This window comes from Halorubrum sp. SP9 (assembly GCF_005435015.1).
Classification (GTDB): domain Archaea; phylum Halobacteriota; class Halobacteria; order Halobacteriales; family Haloferacaceae; genus Halorubrum; species Halorubrum sodomense.
On the sequence record NZ_SGXU01000001.1, the window covers coordinates 216,245 to 233,703 of the forward strand.

General features: G+C 67.0%; 17 protein-coding genes. 8 read left to right on the top strand and 9 right to left on the bottom strand.

The genetic code is table 11. The features are described 5' to 3' along the window. Positions 1 to 97: 97 nt before the first annotated feature. The 6 genes from EXE45_RS01070 to EXE45_RS01095 all read right to left on the bottom strand — a co-directional run bounded on the left by EXE45_RS01070 (position 98) and on the right by EXE45_RS01095 (position 6,631). Complete coding sequence (locus EXE45_RS01070; protein ID WP_092922626.1) at positions 98 to 958, bottom strand: phosphatase PAP2 family protein; 861 nt, start codon at positions 956 to 958, stop codon at positions 98 to 100. A 215-nt stretch (positions 959 to 1,173) separates the two neighbouring features. Next, positions 1,174 to 2,205 (bottom strand): tyrosine-type recombinase/integrase, encoded by a 1,032-nt coding sequence (locus tag EXE45_RS01075; RefSeq protein WP_137693285.1) that lies wholly within the window; start codon positions 2,203 to 2,205, stop codon positions 1,174 to 1,176. Next, the gene (locus tag EXE45_RS01080; RefSeq protein ID WP_137693286.1) at positions 2,198 to 2,578 is read right to left on the bottom strand and encodes a DUF5805 domain-containing protein; all 381 of its coding nucleotides are present in this window, start codon (positions 2,576 to 2,578) and stop codon (positions 2,198 to 2,200) included. Before EXE45_RS01080 ends, EXE45_RS01075 begins: the two co-directional genes overlap by 8 nt. A 360-nt stretch (positions 2,579 to 2,938) precedes the next feature. After that, the gene (locus EXE45_RS01085; protein WP_092922617.1) at positions 2,939 to 3,844 is read right to left on the bottom strand and encodes a hypothetical protein; all 906 of its coding nucleotides are present in this window, start codon (positions 3,842 to 3,844) and stop codon (positions 2,939 to 2,941) included. A gap of 98 nt (positions 3,845 to 3,942) precedes the next feature. Then, entirely contained in the window at positions 3,943 to 5,703 is a 1,761-nt protein-coding gene (locus EXE45_RS01090; RefSeq protein ID WP_092922614.1) for an alanine-zipper protein, read from the bottom strand. A gap of 94 nt (positions 5,704 to 5,797) precedes the next feature. Further along, positions 5,798 to 6,631, bottom strand: coding sequence for an MBL fold metallo-hydrolase (locus EXE45_RS01095; protein WP_137693287.1), 834 nt, complete (start codon positions 6,629 to 6,631; stop codon positions 5,798 to 5,800). Between the two features lie 354 nt (positions 6,632 to 6,985). Here EXE45_RS01095 and EXE45_RS01100 point away from each other — a divergent pair, with 354 nt between their 5' ends. The 4 genes from EXE45_RS01100 (at position 6,986) to EXE45_RS01115 (ending at position 11,540) form a co-directional block, all read left to right on the top strand. Further along, complete coding sequence (locus EXE45_RS01100; protein WP_137693288.1) at positions 6,986 to 9,085, top strand: NosD domain-containing protein; 2,100 nt, start codon at positions 6,986 to 6,988, stop codon at positions 9,083 to 9,085. Next, positions 9,082 to 9,954 (top strand): ABC transporter ATP-binding protein, encoded by an 873-nt coding sequence (locus EXE45_RS01105; protein ID WP_092922605.1) that lies wholly within the window; start codon positions 9,082 to 9,084, stop codon positions 9,952 to 9,954. The genes EXE45_RS01100 and EXE45_RS01105 overlap by 4 nt, the downstream gene beginning before the upstream one ends. Before the next feature lie 14 nt (positions 9,955 to 9,968). After that, on the top strand, positions 9,969 to 10,832 hold the full coding sequence (locus tag EXE45_RS01110; RefSeq protein ID WP_137693353.1) for a copper ABC transporter permease: 864 nt from the start codon (positions 9,969 to 9,971) through the stop codon (positions 10,830 to 10,832). 135 nt (positions 10,833 to 10,967) lie between these two features. Further along, the gene (locus tag EXE45_RS01115) at positions 10,968 to 11,540 is read left to right on the top strand and encodes a nitrous oxide reductase accessory protein NosL (RefSeq protein WP_092922602.1); all 573 of its coding nucleotides are present in this window, start codon (positions 10,968 to 10,970) and stop codon (positions 11,538 to 11,540) included. Between the two features lie 81 nt (positions 11,541 to 11,621). Here the strand turns inward: EXE45_RS01115 and EXE45_RS01120 are convergent, their stop codons facing one another. Continuing rightward, on the bottom strand, positions 11,622 to 11,981 hold the full coding sequence (locus tag EXE45_RS01120) for a hypothetical protein (RefSeq protein ID WP_394327280.1): 360 nt from the start codon (positions 11,979 to 11,981) through the stop codon (positions 11,622 to 11,624). Between the two features lie 113 nt (positions 11,982 to 12,094). Between EXE45_RS01120 and EXE45_RS01125 the strand changes: the two genes are divergently transcribed. Together EXE45_RS01125 and EXE45_RS01130 are read left to right on the top strand one after the other, a co-directional pair. Continuing rightward, on the top strand, positions 12,095 to 12,598 hold the full coding sequence (locus EXE45_RS01125; protein WP_092922599.1) for a helix-turn-helix domain-containing protein: 504 nt from the start codon (positions 12,095 to 12,097) through the stop codon (positions 12,596 to 12,598). 96 nt (positions 12,599 to 12,694) lie between these two features. Then, positions 12,695 to 13,381 carry an SCO family protein gene (locus EXE45_RS01130; RefSeq protein ID WP_137693289.1) on the top strand — a complete coding sequence of 229 codons (687 nt, stop codon included), beginning with the start codon at positions 12,695 to 12,697 and terminating at the stop codon, positions 13,379 to 13,381. Positions 13,382 to 13,486: 105 nt separating this feature from the next. Here the strand turns inward: EXE45_RS01130 and EXE45_RS01135 are convergent, their stop codons facing one another. Together EXE45_RS01135 and EXE45_RS01140 are read right to left on the bottom strand one after the other, a co-directional pair. Beyond that, positions 13,487 to 14,287, bottom strand: coding sequence for a sulfite exporter TauE/SafE family protein (locus EXE45_RS01135; RefSeq protein ID WP_092922593.1), 801 nt, complete (start codon positions 14,285 to 14,287; stop codon positions 13,487 to 13,489). Between the two features lie 186 nt (positions 14,288 to 14,473). Further along, positions 14,474 to 15,127 carry a TrkA family potassium uptake protein gene (locus tag EXE45_RS01140; protein WP_092922590.1) on the bottom strand — a complete coding sequence of 218 codons (654 nt, stop codon included), beginning with the start codon at positions 15,125 to 15,127 and terminating at the stop codon, positions 14,474 to 14,476. A 207-nt stretch (positions 15,128 to 15,334) separates the two neighbouring features. On the opposite strand from EXE45_RS01140, the gene EXE45_RS01145 reads away from it, so the two are divergent. Then, positions 15,335 to 16,789, top strand: a complete 1,455-nt coding sequence (locus EXE45_RS01145) for an APC family permease (protein ID WP_137693290.1) — start codon at positions 15,335 to 15,337, stop codon at positions 16,787 to 16,789. Positions 16,790 to 16,793: 4 nt separating this feature from the next. Next, positions 16,794 to 17,447: a TrkA family potassium uptake protein gene (locus tag EXE45_RS01150; RefSeq protein ID WP_092922584.1), complete on the top strand. Its 654-nt coding sequence runs from the start codon at positions 16,794 to 16,796 to the stop codon at positions 17,445 to 17,447. Positions 17,448 to 17,459 lie beyond the last annotated feature (12 nt).

Consider the following 17,459-nt stretch of genomic DNA (forward strand, 5'->3'; position numbering starts at 1 on the left):
TCGGAACACCGGCTAGTCGGGGCTCGCGGAAGCGGTGACCGCCGTCTCTCGCTCCGGCCTCGTCGTCGCGGTCCGTGGTCGGAGGACCGTCGTTCCCCTAATCGTCGCCGGCCCGGCCGGCCGGTTCCTCGTGGGTGTCGTCGCGAGCCGTGAGCGACCGCGACTCCGCCCGGTCCACGATCCGCACCGCGGCGAACACCGACCCGACGCCGAGCGCGGCGCCGGCGACGACGTCGGTGAGCCAGTGGATGCCGAGGTACATCGTCGAGAACACCACGGCGACCGCGACCGCGGCGGCGACGGGCGTCCAGCGCGGATGCGTCCGTCGCGAGCGCCAGGCGACCGCGACGACGGCCACCGACAGGGAGGTGTGGAGCGACGGAAACACGTTGGTATTCGACGCCACCGCCGCGGTGAGGTCCTGCGTCTGCGGGTACACCCGGTACATCAGTCCGGAGACGGTCTCCAAGTGGTTTCGCGGCCCGTACGAGATGAACAGGGTGTAACAGACGGTGCCGACGGCGTAGTTCAGCATGTACGCGACGAGCAGTTCCTTCAGGTGTCGCTGTCGGCGTCCCGCCGAGAGGAAGTACGTTATCGGTCCCGCGACGAGGAGGAACGCGAACCCGACCATGTAGCTCACGGTGAAGAACTCCAGCGTCGCCTCCGGCGTCACGTCTTGGAGGCCCGCCACGAACCCGCCTTCCAGCGCGTACAGCTCGTCGGTGATGTTCCAGCCCAGCGCGCGAGAGAAGCGTAGCCGATACCCTTGCGTGAGCTGTTTGACCGCGAGGAGCGCGACCGCCGCCCCGAGGTAGGGGGCGACCCCGCGGATGCGCTCGTCGACATCGGTCATCGCCCGCGACACCTGTCGAGGCCCGACACAGAGGAGGGCTGTGACCGCCGTTCCGGCCATTACCGAGAGGCCGGTAGCGGCGGTCACTTCGAGGAGCGCCATCGTCGTCTTTACACGGATCGTCGCGACATATGAGTGACACGGTACCACGGCGGTCGTTCCTTCGCGTCTTGTCGTTCGCGGCTGATGGAACCGACTGGGGCAATTGGATATAGCGAAATACTATTTACGCGTTCTCGTGCGAACAGGATACGTTGGTATTTGGACAACACATACCTGATCCGTTGACACCCGACCAACGCGACGGGACGGCTGGTTCACGAAACCAGTCGGTAGACGTTCGCCTCGTACGTCTCCCGGACCTGATCGCCCCAGTTGTGGGTGTACGTGTCGATCACGTCGTCGGCGACGTCGCCGCGCAGGTACTTCACCACGCCGCGGTCGCCGGTTCTGTCTCTGAGGTGCGTCGTGAAGAAGTGCCGGAAGTAGTGAGGCGTAACGTTCTCGTCGGCGCCGCCGCCGGTCCGATACCAGCCCTCCTTGCGGGCGTACCGCTCAACGACGTGCCTGACCGCCTGCGGCCGGAGTCGCTCGCCCCATCCCTCCGCGGTGCCGACGAACAACGGGTCCGCGGGCGACGGAGAATCCGGTCGGACCGCGAGCCACGCCTTCAACGTCCGCCGAAGCTCGTCGTCGACCGGGATCACCGTCCCGCGCTTCCGCTTGTTGGCGGCCGTCCGCGCCTCGCCGTTCAGTTCCTCGCCGACGGTCGCCTCCGCGGTCACGAATATCGAGTCCGGTCGCTCGGACAGCGCGGGGCGCCCGCCGAGCGCGTACGCGGCGTCGAGCTCCGGGTCGGAAACGGCCAGATCGCGGAGGTCGAGGTTACACAACTCGCCGACCCGCATGCCGGTCTTCAGTAGCGTCACCACGAGCGCGCGGTGGAGGGGATGACGGATCCCGGCGACAAACGACCGCATCGCCGGGATCGAGACGTCGCGACGGGCGGGGTCCTTATCGACGGTCTCGTCCATCTCCTCCATCACCAGCGTCATCGGATTGTCGTCGAAGGCGCCCACTTCCGTCATATACCCGTAAAACCGATGCAGGTACGCCGCGTACGTCGCGACGGTGCTGTCGGCGGCGTCGCCCCGCAGCGAGTGGACGAACGACATACAGTCCCGGTGCGTCGCGGCGTTCGGTTCGGTCTCGTCGAGAAACGCCTCGAACCGACGGAGGACGCGCTCGTACGCCGCTCTGGTTCGGTCGGTCTTCCCGTGATACGTGAGGTCTTCGAGGAAGTAGCCGATCGGGTCGTCCGGATCGGGAGCCGCTCTGGCGCTACTCATCGGTCAACACGTATCCCCCGTCCGGGCCGCTGTATCGGACGCGGTTGCGATCCTGTAAGTCGTCCAGCGTCGCCTCCAGTTCGTCTTCCACGTCACCGACGACGGCCTGGACGAGTTCGTCCCACGAACGAGGCCCGGATTCGAGAGCCGCGTGGACCCGCCTTTCGAGGTCGTGACCCTGGGGGTCGGAGGCCTCGGGAGCGGGTTCGTCGTGCCCCGCCGACTCGGTCGGCGTGAACCCCCTGCGCCCGGCCTGTACCATCGTCCTGACGAACTCGCTCAGCGACATGTCGAGTTCGTCGGCGTGGTTTCGCCAGACGTCCTTCTGTTCCGTCGGGACGTACGTCTTCACCGACTGTCGATCGCCTCCCATCGTTCGAACGACGTTTCTCGCGCGTGTGACTTTAATCTATCCTAGATTTACGGATAAGTGACCTTATCTTCTTTTCTAGTGCTCTTAGCCGACCACCGCGTATTGAATATCTCGCAATCTAGGGATACTACTATGAAAATCTAGTACTACATCTTCGGATATACTTTTCGTGGGTAACCGTGCGAAACACCCGCGCGAGTTCGAGCCGAATCGTCGGTCGCTCACTCCGATCGGAACGACTCGATCAGCTGCTACCGTTTTCTCGCGGCATCGAGACGGTCAGTGCGGGGTAACGTGCCGGGGTCGATACCCGTCTCACCACTACCGCATATATCGCATCCCGCGATATCGTATCCGGCGTCAGACGCGAATCTCCGAGTCGGCGGCTTCGCGGTCGAGCGCTCGAAGCACGCGCGAGACCGACTCCGCCGTCTCGGCCGCGTTGCGCATCAGAACCGTCTCACTGGGGAACAGCTGTTCGCCGACCGAGAGCCCGTGTTCGCGGGCGGTCGAACCGGTGACGGTGAGGTACACGCCGAGGCCGACTCGGGCGATAGCGGCCTCCTCTTCCTCGTCGGCCTCGGGATAGACGAACTCGACGCCGTCGAGCGCGTCAGTCCCCAGCACCGCGGTGACGAGACGCTCGTACCGGGGCGAGATACACAGCGGCCCCTCGTAGTCGACGAGGAACGCGCGGTCGAACGTCTCGCTCGGAGCCCGGCCGTTCTCGCGCCCCATCAGAGTGTGATACACCGTGTCACCGAGTCCGCCGACGACGCGGACGTCGGTGTCGACCGGATCGATTCGGTCGTTGATGTCGGAGATGTTACCGAGCCCGGTCGCTCTTATCCCGACCACCTCCTCTAACACGAGGTCGGCGGAGTCGAATCCGAGCGCGAACTCGTGGGTCCGGAGCGCTCGAAACGGTTCCTCGCGGCCGACGAGCGTGACCGTCACACCGCCCAGATCGACCGTTGCGGCGTCGAAGACGATCCGGCGGGGTTTCCCGTTCCGGTCGTCGCGCAGCAGCGTGAACTCCGGTTTCGCCTCCGTCGTCGGGTCAGAGTACTCGGCGAGCCGTTCGTAGGGACCGTCGTCGGCGTCGACCGCGCCCTTCGTGACGGCCTTCTCGTACCGGAGCGTGTTGCTCACGGTGTCCGCGAGCCGGTCGATGCGGTCGTCGTCCGCGACGGCCGCGACCCGCTCTAAGACGGCCTCGAGCGGGCGTCCCTTGCGAGGAACCGCGACCGGAACCGGATCTGTCATTGGGCGAGATGGGGTCGCGCGCGTGAAACGGATTGCGTTTTGGAACCGATCGGACAGAGCCGGACGACAGGAGTCGTGTATCGTCGTAAACGGTCGAATTAGGGCCCGAAGGCCTCGTTGAGACGAGTTCGGAACTCGTCGAGTTCGTCGAGGTGATCGTTGATCTCGTCCAACTCGGCGGCCACGTCGTCGAGGTCCTCGCCGAGACGGTCCTCGATGTCGGTGAGCCGCGCGTCGATCTCCGCGAGGTCGTCCCACAGGTCGTCGAACTCCTCGTCGAAGCGGTCGAGGCCGGACTCCACGTCGTCGATGCGATCCTCGGCGTTTTCGGCGCGCTCCGCCGCGTCTTCGGCCCGACCCTCGGCGTTTTCGGCGCGCTCCGCCGCCTTGTCGACCTCCTCGTACAGCGTCTCGACGTCGTCGCCTAGGTCGTCGACCGTCTCCGCGACGGCGTCCGCCTGGCCGTCGATCCGCTCGACGTCCGCGGTGAGGTCGTCGACGTCGGTCTCGACCGTCGAAACGGCGTCTCGGACGGACTCGACCGTCTCGTCGACGGACGCGACCTCGTCTTCGACCGCCCGCACGTCGCCCTCGACGTCGCGGACGTCGTCCTCCACGTTGCGAACGTCGCCTTCGACCTCCTCGATCTCGCCCTCGACGGCGTCGACGCGCGTTTCGACCGCGTCGACGGCGTCCGAGGTCGAATCGACCGCGGAATCGACGCGCTCGACGTCCGACTCGATCGCCTCGCGCTCCTCGTCCGCGACGTCGACGCGCTCGTCGAGCGCGTCCACCTCGGATTCGACGGCGTCGACGCGCTCGTCGATGCCGTCGAGGATCTCTCGGGCCGTCCCCTCCTCGTCGATGAACTCCGCGAGGGCGTCGGCGTACGCCTCGATATCGGCCACGCTCGACTGGAGTCGGGAGATGCGTACGTCGACGCTGCGGGGAACGGCCGCGTCGAACGCCTCCTCGATGGTCGCGATGTCTTCTTCGTCCGCCGCGCCCGTCCGGATCTCGGCCGCCAGCGCGGCCGCCAGACCCCCCTCACCCGGGAGGCTGCCGGCGGTATCGTCCGTTTCACCGGTGTCGACGCCCTCCTCTCCTCCCTCGGTGTCGACGCCCTCGTCCACCTCCTCGACCACGGCCTCCGAATCGTCGACTGCGGGCGATTCAGCGGGCTCGTCCTCGTCGGGCTCGGTCTCCGATTCGGCCGCGGCTCCGAGCGGCGCGCCCTCGTGTTCGGTCACTGCCGCCGCGCCGTCGTCGGTGACCGTCCGGGGTTCGGGCGAGTCGGTCTCCGCCTCGTCGGCACTGTCGCCTTCGGGATCCGCGCCGGTCGCTTCGGGCTCAGGCGCTTGGGGGGGCGATTCATCGGGCTCTTCGGGCGGCAGATCGTCGGATTCGGCCATGCCGGGAAGGGTCTCGCGGTCGCCGGAGAGGACCTCCCTGACCGCGTCCGTGTCGCCGGCGCCGAGCACGTCTTCTATCTCCTCGCCGACGGGCACGTGTTCGATCACCGGCGTGCCGAGGAACCCGTCGAGGTCGGGGTCGTCGTCCCGGATCCCGAACACCGTTTCGACGCTCTCGTCGGGGTCGATCACGCGCTCGAACTCCACCCGGTGGTCCTTGTACGCCGTCCAGTTCTCGCTCTCGTACTCCGGGTGGAACCCCACCCGGTCCATCGGGAACGACTCCGGAATCCGATCGACGATGCGCACCCGTACGGGGTCCTCGCGGTTCGAGGAGAGGAGATACCTCACCGCGGGCACGGGGAACGCGTCGTCCGTGAAGGATTTCTCGACGCGGATCCCGTCCTCGTCGACGGTCGTCGTCGCCTCTGCCGTCCGTTCGCTCATACCCGCACGGTCCCGGAGCAGGGGTTTAAATTCCACGGGCCGCGTTTCGTGGTTGATAACCGAAACCCCGCGAAAACGGCCGCTCGACTCCCGTTTAGAGGTCGATCCGGTCGCCGATCTCGACGACTTCGAGCCGGTCCGGCGACTCGTAGCTCCGAACGTGGTCGTGGAGCGCGGTCGGGTCGGCGGTCAGCCCCTTCCACATGTCCCAGTGAGTCGGCACCAGCCGGTCGAGCCCGAGGTCGTTCGCGGCCGCGCTGATCTCGTTTTCGTCGCTGTACCACTTCGTCCGGACCGGTTCGCCCGTCTCCCCGTCGGGAATCGTCCCCTCGGAGCCGAACGCGAGGATTCCGAGGTCGATGTCGAACCGCTCGGCGAGCTCGGTGAACGACGGGGAAGGCTTGCTGTCGCCGCCGTGGAACACCGTCCCCGCCTCGTGTTCGATCACGTAGCCGACGGGATGTGTCGCGTCCGTGTCGTGCGTTTCGACGACGTGGACGGTGAACTCGCCGATCCGCAGTTCGTCGCCCTCCGTCACCTCCGTGAAAGCGGCCTCGCTCACCGCGTACTCGTCGGTCCACCGCTCCTCCTCTCGCGCGACCGCGAGCGAGTCGTCGGGCGCGACGAGGTCGGCGTCCGTGTTCTCGAGAATCGGGGCCTGTGAGGGGCCGTGAACGTGGTCCGTGTGCTCGTGGGTTGCCAGCACCGCGTCCGCGACGTTGACGTCGGCGGGATCGAAGGGGATCGGGATCATCCGGACCGTCCGCGGCGGGTCGCCGGTCCCGACGTACGGGTCGATCCAGAGGACGGTCCCCCCGCTCCCCTTGACCGCGAAGCCGTTACAGCCCAGGTACCACAGCGCCACCGTGTCGGGGTCGGCGGCCGCGACAGCGCGCGGCAGCCAGTCGCCCCAGTCGGAGTCGACCATGGGCGTCGCTGCGGATTCGGCGGGGGTAATTATTCCGGAGTCCTTCCGATCGGCCGGCGGCCGCAAATTCTGTCGGGTAACGAACGACGCATATCTGTTCTGATTCGAACGTATATATCATATATCGCTATACGAAAACTCGCGGCCGCGTCGACACACGGTACAGGAACCGCGTCGGACGCGATCCCCTTTCGACGTGGACGGCAGACGATTCCACGGCCACGACCGTCTTCGTCCATCTGGTCGAATACCTCCCGTTCGGTGCTGGAGACCCGATTTTGCGATGAGACAATTCACACCGAGATTCGAAAATCGAACCAGATCAGATATATCCCGACGACGCGTACCTGTTCCGTGGCGATTCTCGACCCGTACAGCGACCGATCGCGGGCTGTGCTTGCCTGGGTTGCCGTATTCGCGGCCATCGGCGGGCTCGTCGTCGCCGGAGCGTTTCTCTCCGACCCTGCGGCGAACGCGCCCGACCCCGTCGCGTACGATGATACCGTCGAGCTCGGGCTGTCTACGGAGACGGACTCGCTAATGTCCGACTCGGGCCGAATCCCGCGCGTTCAGGTGTTTTACTCGCAGCTTCAGTACGTCATCGGATACAACGGCGTCGAATCCTTCGTCGATCGACTCGACGATGGCGACACCGAACGTCGGTTCGGCTATCCGCTCGTCGCGTACGTCGAAACCTTCGACGGAACCGAACCGGGGACGACTGAGACGGGGTTGTTCACGGCGGCCGAATCGAGACCGTCGTCGTGGACGCCCGCCCGGGAAGCGGTCTACGTCGTCGGCAGCGAGGCTCGGACGCCCGCCGGCGAGACGGTCATCCCGTTTGCCTCTCGGGACGCGGCAACGGCGTTCACCGGGAGTCACGGCGGGGAAACCGTCGATTGGGCGGAGCTTCGGACGCGGTCGTTCGACGTCGACTCCGGGGCGGTCGCGCGGGCGATGGCACCGGAACGGTGGGAGGTGGCGGACAGACGGGTCACGGCCGCGGAGCGAACCGCCGACCGCCCCGTCTCGGTAACCGTCGGTGCGGACGCCGAGACGATTTCGGCCGCGGTCGACGCGGCCCCGCCGAACACGACGGTCGTCGTGCCGCCTGGATCCTACGAGGAGCGGATCAACGTCACGAAACCCCTCACGATCGCCGGCGAAGGCGCACACGTCAGCGGCGGCGGGAACGGTTCGGTGATCACCGTCCGGGCTCCGAACGTCGCGGTCACAGGACTGACGATCGACGGCACCGGTAATCGGACCCGGGATCCCGAAGCGGCCCGACGACGGGCCGAAGAGGCCGCGCAAGGAAGCGAGACGGAGTCGTGGGACACGAACATCCAACTCGGATACGGCTACGGCGACGCCGGGATCCGCGGACTCGACGCGCCGGGGTTGTTCATAGACGACGTGGCGATCGATACGAACGCGAGCGGCGTTCTCCTGCGGGACGGATCGGACGCGGTGATCCGTGATATCGAGGTCAACGGAACGGGCGAGTGGGACGACGGCTTCATGGGAATCACCGGAATGGAGTCCCGGGTGACGGTCACCAACGGGACGTTCACGAACGGTCGCGACGGGATCTACCTCCACCGCGCCGACGGGTCGATCGTCAGGAACTCGACGTTCAGACGGAACCGCTACGGCGTCCATCTCATGTACACCGGCGACGCCCTGATCGCGGACAACTCGTTCCGAGATGAGATCTTCGCGGGGATCACGGTGATGACCCGGCCAGCCCGCAACGCGATCGTCGGCAACGATGTCCGCGGCTCGGCGGCCGGGATACAGTCATCCGGCACGCTGACGTACATCGGTTACAACACGCTCGCACACAACGGTCTGGGATTTTCGACCAGCTCCCGCGGCTCGCTGTACGAGCACAACGTCGTCGTGGACAACGAGGTGGGCGCCCGAGCGACGACGGTCGTGCCCGCGAGCCGCGTGGTCGCGAACGACTTTGTGGGGAATGACCACCACGCCGGGGCGGGAGCAGGACCGCTACGCGTGTGGGCCGACGGCGACTGCGGCAACTACTGGGAGGGAGCGAACGCGGGACTCCACGAGCCGGGCGAGCGCGCCTACCGCCCGACGTGGCCGATCGACGCCGCGCTCCACCGGGAACCCGCCGTCGCCGCGCTCCGCGAGTCGCCGGTGAACGAACTTCTCGAACGACTCCGTGGCACCGTCGCGGGAGCGCGTTCTGGGAGTATCATCGATCCGGCACCGGCGCCGGAGCCGTACGCTCCCGATCGGATCGCGGCGGCCGCGGACCCGAACGGGACGGCGGTCCACGCCGACTGGCGGGCGCAGATCGATAACCGCGGCCATGCTGCTCGGCAACTCGACGACCGACCCATGACCGCGGACGACCGAAACGCAACGCGACCGAACTGGGGTACCGAGCCGAACGAACGGGCAGCGGTCGAGGAGGCGTCTCCATGACCGAGCGCTCGTCGACGGAGGGGACGCCCGATGCCGGGTCGGCGGTCGACGGCGCTAAACCAGATCGCGTGGTCGTCGACGACCTCACCCGGACGTACGGCGGCGTGCCGGTGCTTGATTCGGTGTCACTCGCGTTCGGGCCGGGACTCACCGTGGTGATCGGCCCGAATGGCTCCGGAAAGTCCACGCTGCTCGGTGCGCTCGCAGGAACTGTTCCCCCGATCACCGGGGAGATCCGACGGCCGAACGTCGAGGACGGGAGTGGGAAGTCGATCGGTTACCTCCCCCAGCGGGTCCCGTTCCGGGAGGGGTTCACCGCTCGGGAAACGCTCGCGTTCTACGCGCGACTGGTCGACGGAGACCCCGACGCCGCGCTCGCGTCGGTCGGACTGTCGGACGCCGCCGACAGACCGGTCGAGGATCTCTCGGGCGGAATGCAGCGGCTGCTCGGCATCGCACAGGCGATGTTGGGCGATCCGCCGCTCGTCGTGCTCGACGAGCCGGCCAGCGGGCTCGACCCCGGAATGCGCGAGCGGGCGTTCCGGACTGCGGCCGCCCACGCGACCGACGACGTGACGGTCGTCGTGAGTACACACAATCTCGACCTCGTCGATGCCCACGCTGATCGCGTCGTCATGCTCGCCCGCGGACGGGTCGCGGCCGCCGGGGACCTCGACGCCCTCCGCGACGAGTACGGCGTCGACACGACCACGGCGCTGTACGAGGCCGCGGGACGCGACGCTACCCTGTCCGGGACCGACGACGACGCAGACCCAGCGAGAAGTGGTGCGGCGGCCGAAGACAAGCGAAACGGGCCCGGCGACGACGGCGACCGCGATGTCCACGTGACGGGGGTATCCGAACGATGACCGCGGATCTCGGCGTGACCGACGCGTTTGCCGGCGCAGGGACCGTGTTCCGGCGAGAGCTCGCGACAGTCCTGCGCACGCCCGGCTACGGCGTCCTGGGGGTCGGCTTACTCGCCGTGCTCTGGCTTCTGGTCGCCGTCGGCGGCGGTGGCGCGACGGGGTTCGTTCCGGCGGTTGTCGACCTCCTCCTGCCGGCCGAGCTGCTGGTGCCGCTGCTCGCGGTCGTGCTGGGGTATCGGGCGCTGTTGGCGGACGCGGTCAGCGGCGAGTTCGCCGTGATCCGGACGCATTCAGTTGGCGTCGCGGGCTACGTCGTCGGCGTCCTACTTGCACGGCTGGTCGCGTTGGTTGCGGTCGTCGGCCTCCCATTCGCCGTGATCGGCGGCTACGTCTGGGTGACCGCCGCCCCTGACACCGGAATCTTCGCGACCCACGCGGGCGTCGACTCGCCGCTGCTGTACGTCCGTTTTCTCGCACTGATCACGCTGTTCGGAGCGGCGTTCCTCGCCCTGTCGATGTGGGTGTCGGCGGCAGCGACGAGCCGGCGGGGCGCGGCCGCGGTCGCGGTCCTCGCGTTCCTCGCCGGAACGCTCGGGGGCGACCTGGCGCTCATTCAGTCGCTGATGGCCGGTGCCGACCCGTCGGCGGTCGCCGGACGAGCCGCGCTCACGCCGAACGGAGCCTTCCGCGGGCTCGTCTTCGAGACCGTGATCGGCGTTTCGTTCGCGCAGGAGGGGAACTTCGTCGACGTCGGCCGGGCGGTCGGCTCGCTTGCGGGGTGGACGCTCTTCGGAAGCCTCGCCTCGGTCGGAACGCTCGCCTTCCGGGAGCGCGTGAGTACCGTAATCGAACGGAGCCGATTCCGGTTCGCGGAGTGAGGAATCCGGTCGCCGGATCGTATCGGAATTCGAGTCGTCCGTTCCCTTCGCGGCATCAACGCACCCAATCGTTGCGTGAGGCGAATTCGACGTTCCCACCAGAACGGATATGATCGGGTGAGCGTACACGTGAGTATGAACCGACGCCGCGTCGTCGCCGCCGGGATCGGCGGTGCGGTCACCGGACTCGCGGGCTGTCTCGGCGGGAGCGCCTCCGAGGAAGCGCTCCCCGATCCGGTGGATCTCGAGGGAAAGTTCGACACCGATCACGGGATGGCGATCGGCCCCCACGGCGGCGCGAACGGGCAGATATTCTATCGAGACGCCGATCCGCGGGACGAGGGCAACCCGGCGTGGTTCCACACCCTCGTCCACAGCCTCTTTCCCTACCACTTCAATCGGCTGGACCGCGGCTGGGAGCCGCTCGTCGTCTACGTGACCGACTTCTCGCGCGTCGACTACACCGTGCGGCAGCGCGACGGGTCGCCGCGAATGCCGTCGCCGACGGCACCGGAGACGTTCGCCGACGCGACCGATCTCATCTACGTCGCCGAAAGCGACGTGATGGGTGGAATGGGCCCGGCGCTCCACCCGTTCTCGGACCAAGCGGAGGCCCAGTCGTTCATCGACACGCACGGCGGCCAGATGTTCGGCTACGAAGCGATCGACCGCACCCTGATCGAAGGGATCCGGCAATCGGGAAACTGAGCGGACGAACCGGACGGACCGGGAGGGAGGCGGTCACTGATTGCCGCAGCGCGGGCACAATCACGATCGGGTCTGATCGAGTCAGTCCGCGGTGGCGCTGTCATTCAGCGAGCCCGGCGCGTACGCGTACACGGCGTAGAGAACCATCGCGGCGATCAGGAAATCGAGGCTGTGTTCGACGAAGTGGTGAACCGGCATCGGGACGATCCCCAACACGGTCCCGGCACCGACCAGCGACCGCAGAACGAGCACGCCGACCGCGGCGCTGATCAGTCGGTACCGGCCGGTCCGGCGGCGTCGATACGCGACGAGACTCACGAGAAACAGCGCACCGGTTCCGATCCCGGCGCACGCGATGACGGCCAGCAGCACGGGCGACCCCTGGACGGTGAGTGGCACGAGCGCCGGGAGGACGACCCGCGAGATGAGCGATGCGATCACGACACCGGCCAGTATGCGTTGGGGGTGATAAGAAGACACGGGTGACGGTTCCCGGGCGAGTGGAACGCCCCGACAGGTTTTATTTCTCAGTCGATTACGGGCGAACACTCAGGATGGCGACGACCAGGGATCGGGTGCGACGACACGTCCGCGAGACGCCCGGCGTCCACTTCAACCGGGTGGAACGCGACCTGGACATCGCCACCGGACAGGCGCAGTATCACCTCCGACGGCTGGTGAACGACGAGGAGTTGGTCGTCGAACGAATCGCTGGTCGAACTCACTACTTCGACCCTGCCTTCGACCCGTGGGAACGGCGCGCGCTCGCGTTCCTTCGACGTGAGACCGCCCGCGAGATCGTACTGCGGCTCCATGCGGACGGTCCCCTTCGCCCGGAAACCCTAACTACAGAGTTGGACCTCGCGCGGAGCACGGTCTCGTGGCACGTCTCGAACCTCAGCGACGCTGGAATCGTCACGAAGTCCGACGACCGCCCGATGACGATCACGCTGGCCCGCCCGGACCGCACGGATGAACTGCTTGAGGCGGTGTCGCCCTCGCTGCCGGACCGGCTCGTCGACCGGTTCATTCGGACCGTCGACAGCCTCTTCGAATGAGGAGCGGACTGGCCGAACCCGCCCGGATCGGACGCGAGTGGCGCGTTCGAGGGTCACACCAGATACCTCAAGACCGCGGGACCGATACGTGAGCGCATGGACCGACGGAGTTTCTGTAAAACAGCCGGCCTCGCGGGAGTCACCGCCGGCACTGCCGGTTGTCTTGGTGTCCTTGGCAGTAGTGGCGCCGAAGGAACCGTTCTCGGACCGCCGGAGCGGGACCTCAGCGAGGCGTCATTCCCGAGCTACGGTGACAATATGCCCGATTTCACCGTCCCCGACCCGATCCACGGCGAGGAGATATCGACGGCCCAGTTCGAGGGGGAGCGCGCGGTGCTGTGGACGTCATTTTACACCAACTGTCCGGACGGGGTGTGTCCCGCGCTCATTCTCCGACTCCGTCGCGGGCAGGAGGCCGCCGCCGAGGAGGGGTACGGCGACCGGGTCGCGTTTCTCCCCACCACGTTCGACCCCGAGCGTGACACCGCCGAGGCCCTCCGCGAGTACGCCGGCCAGCAGGGGGTCGACCTCGACGCGGGTAACTGGCACTTCCTCCGCCCAGAGACCTACGAGCGGGCCCGAGAGATACACGACGAGCACTTCGGTCTGGAGATCGAGAAGCGACCCGCAGACGATGTCGAGAGTCTGGAGTATCGTTTCCCGCACTACGGGCTCATCATTCTCGCCAATAAGCAGGGGATCATCGAGCGGGCGTACGCTCGGGGACCGCGAACCGACATCGAACGGCTCGTCGACGACCTCGAACGAGTGGCAACTGAGTGACAGCTCTTTGGTTCAGGGAGGCCAGCTACCGTCGTTTTCCGCATCGTAGTTGTTGATTGGAACCCATCGCCTGTATCGAGCCAGCGAAAAGGATCCAGTGCTCGGTCAGTGCCCCATCGCCCCCCCGAGGGGCTGGTAATGCGGGAACATCGGATGTGGGAGGTGAACACCGAGTGCCACCAGTCCGTGCGCGAACAGCACGTACCCCAGCACGACGAACGCCACGCCGAGTAGCCGATGAACGCGTCGCCGGTGGGCAACGTCGATCGACTGGATAGTCGTCCCATAGAGGAAGACGGCCGGAATCGTCCCGATACCGAGGGCACCGAGAGCGATTCCACCGGTGGTCGGAGAGCCGCTCGCGAAGGCGAACAGATACGCGGGATACAGCATCGGGCAGGGAAGAAACGCGTGGACGGCCCCGAGACCGACAATACTCGGGCTGTTGACGTGCCGGTGAACTCTCGTTGCGAGCCACGACGTAACGCGCTGGACGCCGGGTATTCGAATATCGCCTCCGCTTCCGCCAATGACATATCGAACGCCGGTCGCCACAATGAACCCTCCTACCGCGAGACCGACAGCACCCCGCAGGAGATCGGCGATCGGTGTTAGTTGGTCAGCGGTAACGAACACGACGCTCCCGAGCGCGCCGAAGAGGGTCCCGAGAATCGCGTACGTCGTCGCTCGGCCGACGTTGAACAGGAAGTGCTGGCGAACCTCGTAGGTCGTGAGATGACCGGCACGCCGGTCGTCGGCTGTCACCGTCCCGCCGTCTGGCTGCGGCGTCATTTGCTTCGAGTACATCGTCACTAACGGCCCACACATCCCGATACAGTGTGCGCCGCCGAGTACGCCGATGAGAGCGAAGAGGACGACGTCGATTCGGAGGAGTGACTCGATCACGGTCGCCCTCGGTTGCGTACGGGTTTGTGTCGTCTGGTGTCCCTCTCGAACGAGAGAGTACTGATGTCATCGGACGGGAGGCACGCATCGGTTTCCGTCCTCCGAGGTTGTCGTCGAGGGTGACTCGACCACGAACGTGCCCGGCGAGAACCGTCGCGGTCACCGGGTCCGTCCCGCGGGCGACGCTCAGCCGCGGAAGAGGTTGATAACCTCGTCGACGACGTCCGACTCGACCGCGAGGATGTACCGCTCCGAGGCTTCCAGCATTGTCTCCGGCCCGGCGAGCGTCTCCCGGTCCGCGGTGGAGATGAGGAGGCTGCCCGCCGGAAGGGCGACGTCGTCGAGCCGCCGCCCGGCGACCGGGGCCGACTCGGCGACGGTCACCTCGATGATGTCGAGGTCGGCGGTGGGGTACACGAGCGTCCGGATCCCTTCGCCGGTGAGCATGTCGGCGGCGTGGTCGCCGCCGAGCGACTGCGGGAGCAGCGTCGCGTCGACGACCTCGTCGTGGTCTGGCTCGGTCGCCGTCTCCGAGCGGGCGAGCGTCCGGATCGACGGTTCGAGGTAGTGGGCCGTCAGACAGATCTCGGTGTTCGTCTCCGTGTCGTCGGTGAGCGCGGCGATGGCGTCGGCGTCACCGAGGTCCGCCTGCCGGAGGATCGACTGGCGCGTGGCGTCGCCGCGTATCACCGGGCCGAGATACGCGTCGGCCAACTCCTCGACGCGCTCCTCGTCGACCTCGATCAGCAGTACCTCGTGGCCCTGTTCCGTGAGGTTCTCCGCCGTCCGTAGCCCGACCCGACCTCCGCCGGCGATGACGAACCGCTTTGTCCGGGTCATCGTGCCGCGTCTCGGCGCGCAGCGACTTTAATCCGCCCGACGTTCCTACGCGGCCGGAACGCCGCTCGGAACCCCCCGTGGCGGATAAACGTTATCAGACCCCGCCACGATTACTACATCAAGAGAACTACCCCCGAAAATGAAGTGGTCGAATCCGTACAGATCGACGCGCACGATGGACAACGCCGGACACGAGGCCCTCGACCGATGAGCGGGAGCCAGACTCGGTCGCCGGACGCCGAGCTCGGACTGCTGGACGCGACGATGATCGGTATGGGAGCGATGATCGGTGCCGGAATCTTCGTGCTGACCGGACTGGCAGCCGAGATCGCCGGGCCGGCGGCCATCATCGTTTTCGCGCTGAACGGCGTTGTCACCGCGTTCACCGGACTCTCGTACGCCGAACTCGCCAGCTCGATCCCGAAGAGCGGCGGCGGGTACGCCTTCGTCCGCGAGATCTTCGACGACCTCTCCTCGTTCATTATGGGATGGATGTTGTGGTTCGCCTACATGATCGCGGGGGCGCTGTACGCGCTCGGGTTCGCCCCGAACTTCCTCGAACTCCTCCACGTGTACGGAATCGTTCCGCCGCCGGGAGAGGTCGGAGCCGTCGCCCTCCCGATCGTGGACCGAGCGATTTCGGTCGGGTTTCTGTTGGCGTTCGTCGCGGTGCTCGGACTGGTGGCGCTCAACGCCGTCTCCACGGCCGCCAGCGGGAAGGCGGAGACGGTGTTCACGATAATCAAGGTGACGATCCTGCTGGTGTTCGTCGCCTTCGGGGTGGCGTCGCCGATGTTCTCCGGGGCGGAGTTCCAGCCGTTGTTCCCCGGGGGGAGCGGGGCGGCCGCCGTCCTCCCGGCGATGGGGCTCACGTTCATCGCCTTCGAGGGGTACGACCTCATCACGACCGTCACCGAGGAGGTGAAGAACCCGCGCGAGAACATCCCGAAGGCGATCTTCGTGAGCCTCGCCGTGACCGTGGTCGTCTACCTGGCCGTCGTGACCGTCGCCGTCGGGACGCTCGGGGCGGACGGACTCGCCGAGGCGGGAGAAGCCGGGATCGCGACGGCGGCGACCTCGTTCATGCCGACCGGCCTGCCGATCATTCAGAACGGCGGCGCGCTCGTCGTCTTCGGCGCGGTGTTCTCGACGCTGACGGCGCTGAACGCGGTCGTCATCGCCTCCTCCCGGGTCGCGTTCTCGATGGGTCGCGAGGGGCAGCTGCTCCCCTCGTTCGGCCAGATTCACCACCGGTACGGGACGCCGTTCGTCGCGATCCTCGCCAGCGCGGTGGTGATGCTCGGCTCGGTCGCGCTGCCGACGCAGAGCGCCGGCAACATGTCGAGCCTCTTCTTCCTGCTGTCGTTCGTCATCGTCAACGTGGCCGCGATCAGGCTGCGCCGCGAACGGCCGAACATGCACCGCCCCTACGAGATGCCGTTCTACCCGGCGCCGCCGCTTATCGGCATCGCGCTCAACCTGGTCCTGACCGGCGTGCTCGTCGAGTACCTGCTGCGGACCGACCCGTTGGCGCTGGGGCTCAGCGCCGGCTGGATCCTGCTCGGCGGGGTCGCGTATCTCATCCTCAACAGGCTGCGCGCGGAGCCGGAGGCGGGACCGGCGGTCACCGACACCGACATCACCCCGGAGACGGAGGACTGAACCAATGCCAAGCTCACTCGACGTCGTGATCGCGGGCGGCGGACGCGTCGGCTTCCAGACAGCGGAGATCCTCGCGGACCGCGGCCACGAGGTGACGATCATCGAGCGCGACGAGCGGATCGTCTCCGAGATCGCCGACGAGTACGTCGCGACGGTGATCCGCGGCGACGCGACGAACCCCGACATCATCGAACAGGCCGATATCGAACGGGCAGACGCGATCGCGGCGCTCACCGGAGAGACGGGGCTGAACCTCGCCGTCTGTCTGGCCGCCACGGAGCTTTCTCCGGGGGTCAGGACGGTCGCCCGCATCGACCGCGCCGCCGGCGAGTCGTACACGCGGTTCGTCGACGCGGTGCTGTTCCCCGAGCGGGCCGGGGCTCGGGTGGCCGCGAACGAGGTCCTCGGCAGCGACGTCCAGACGCTGGCCGACGTGACGGGGAACCTCGACATCATGCTCATCCGCGTCGCGGAGGAGGCGCCCGCCGCGGGCAAGGCGCTCTCCGAGGTCCGCTTCCCGGCCGGAACGGTGGTCGTCTCCGGAGCCAACGGTCGGCGGATCGCCCGCTCCGAGACGACGCTGACTCCGGGCGAGCGCTACGTCGTCGCCGTCGAACCCGACGTCGCAGACGAGGTGTTGAACCTGCTCCAAGGCTAGGCGGTGGCTTGA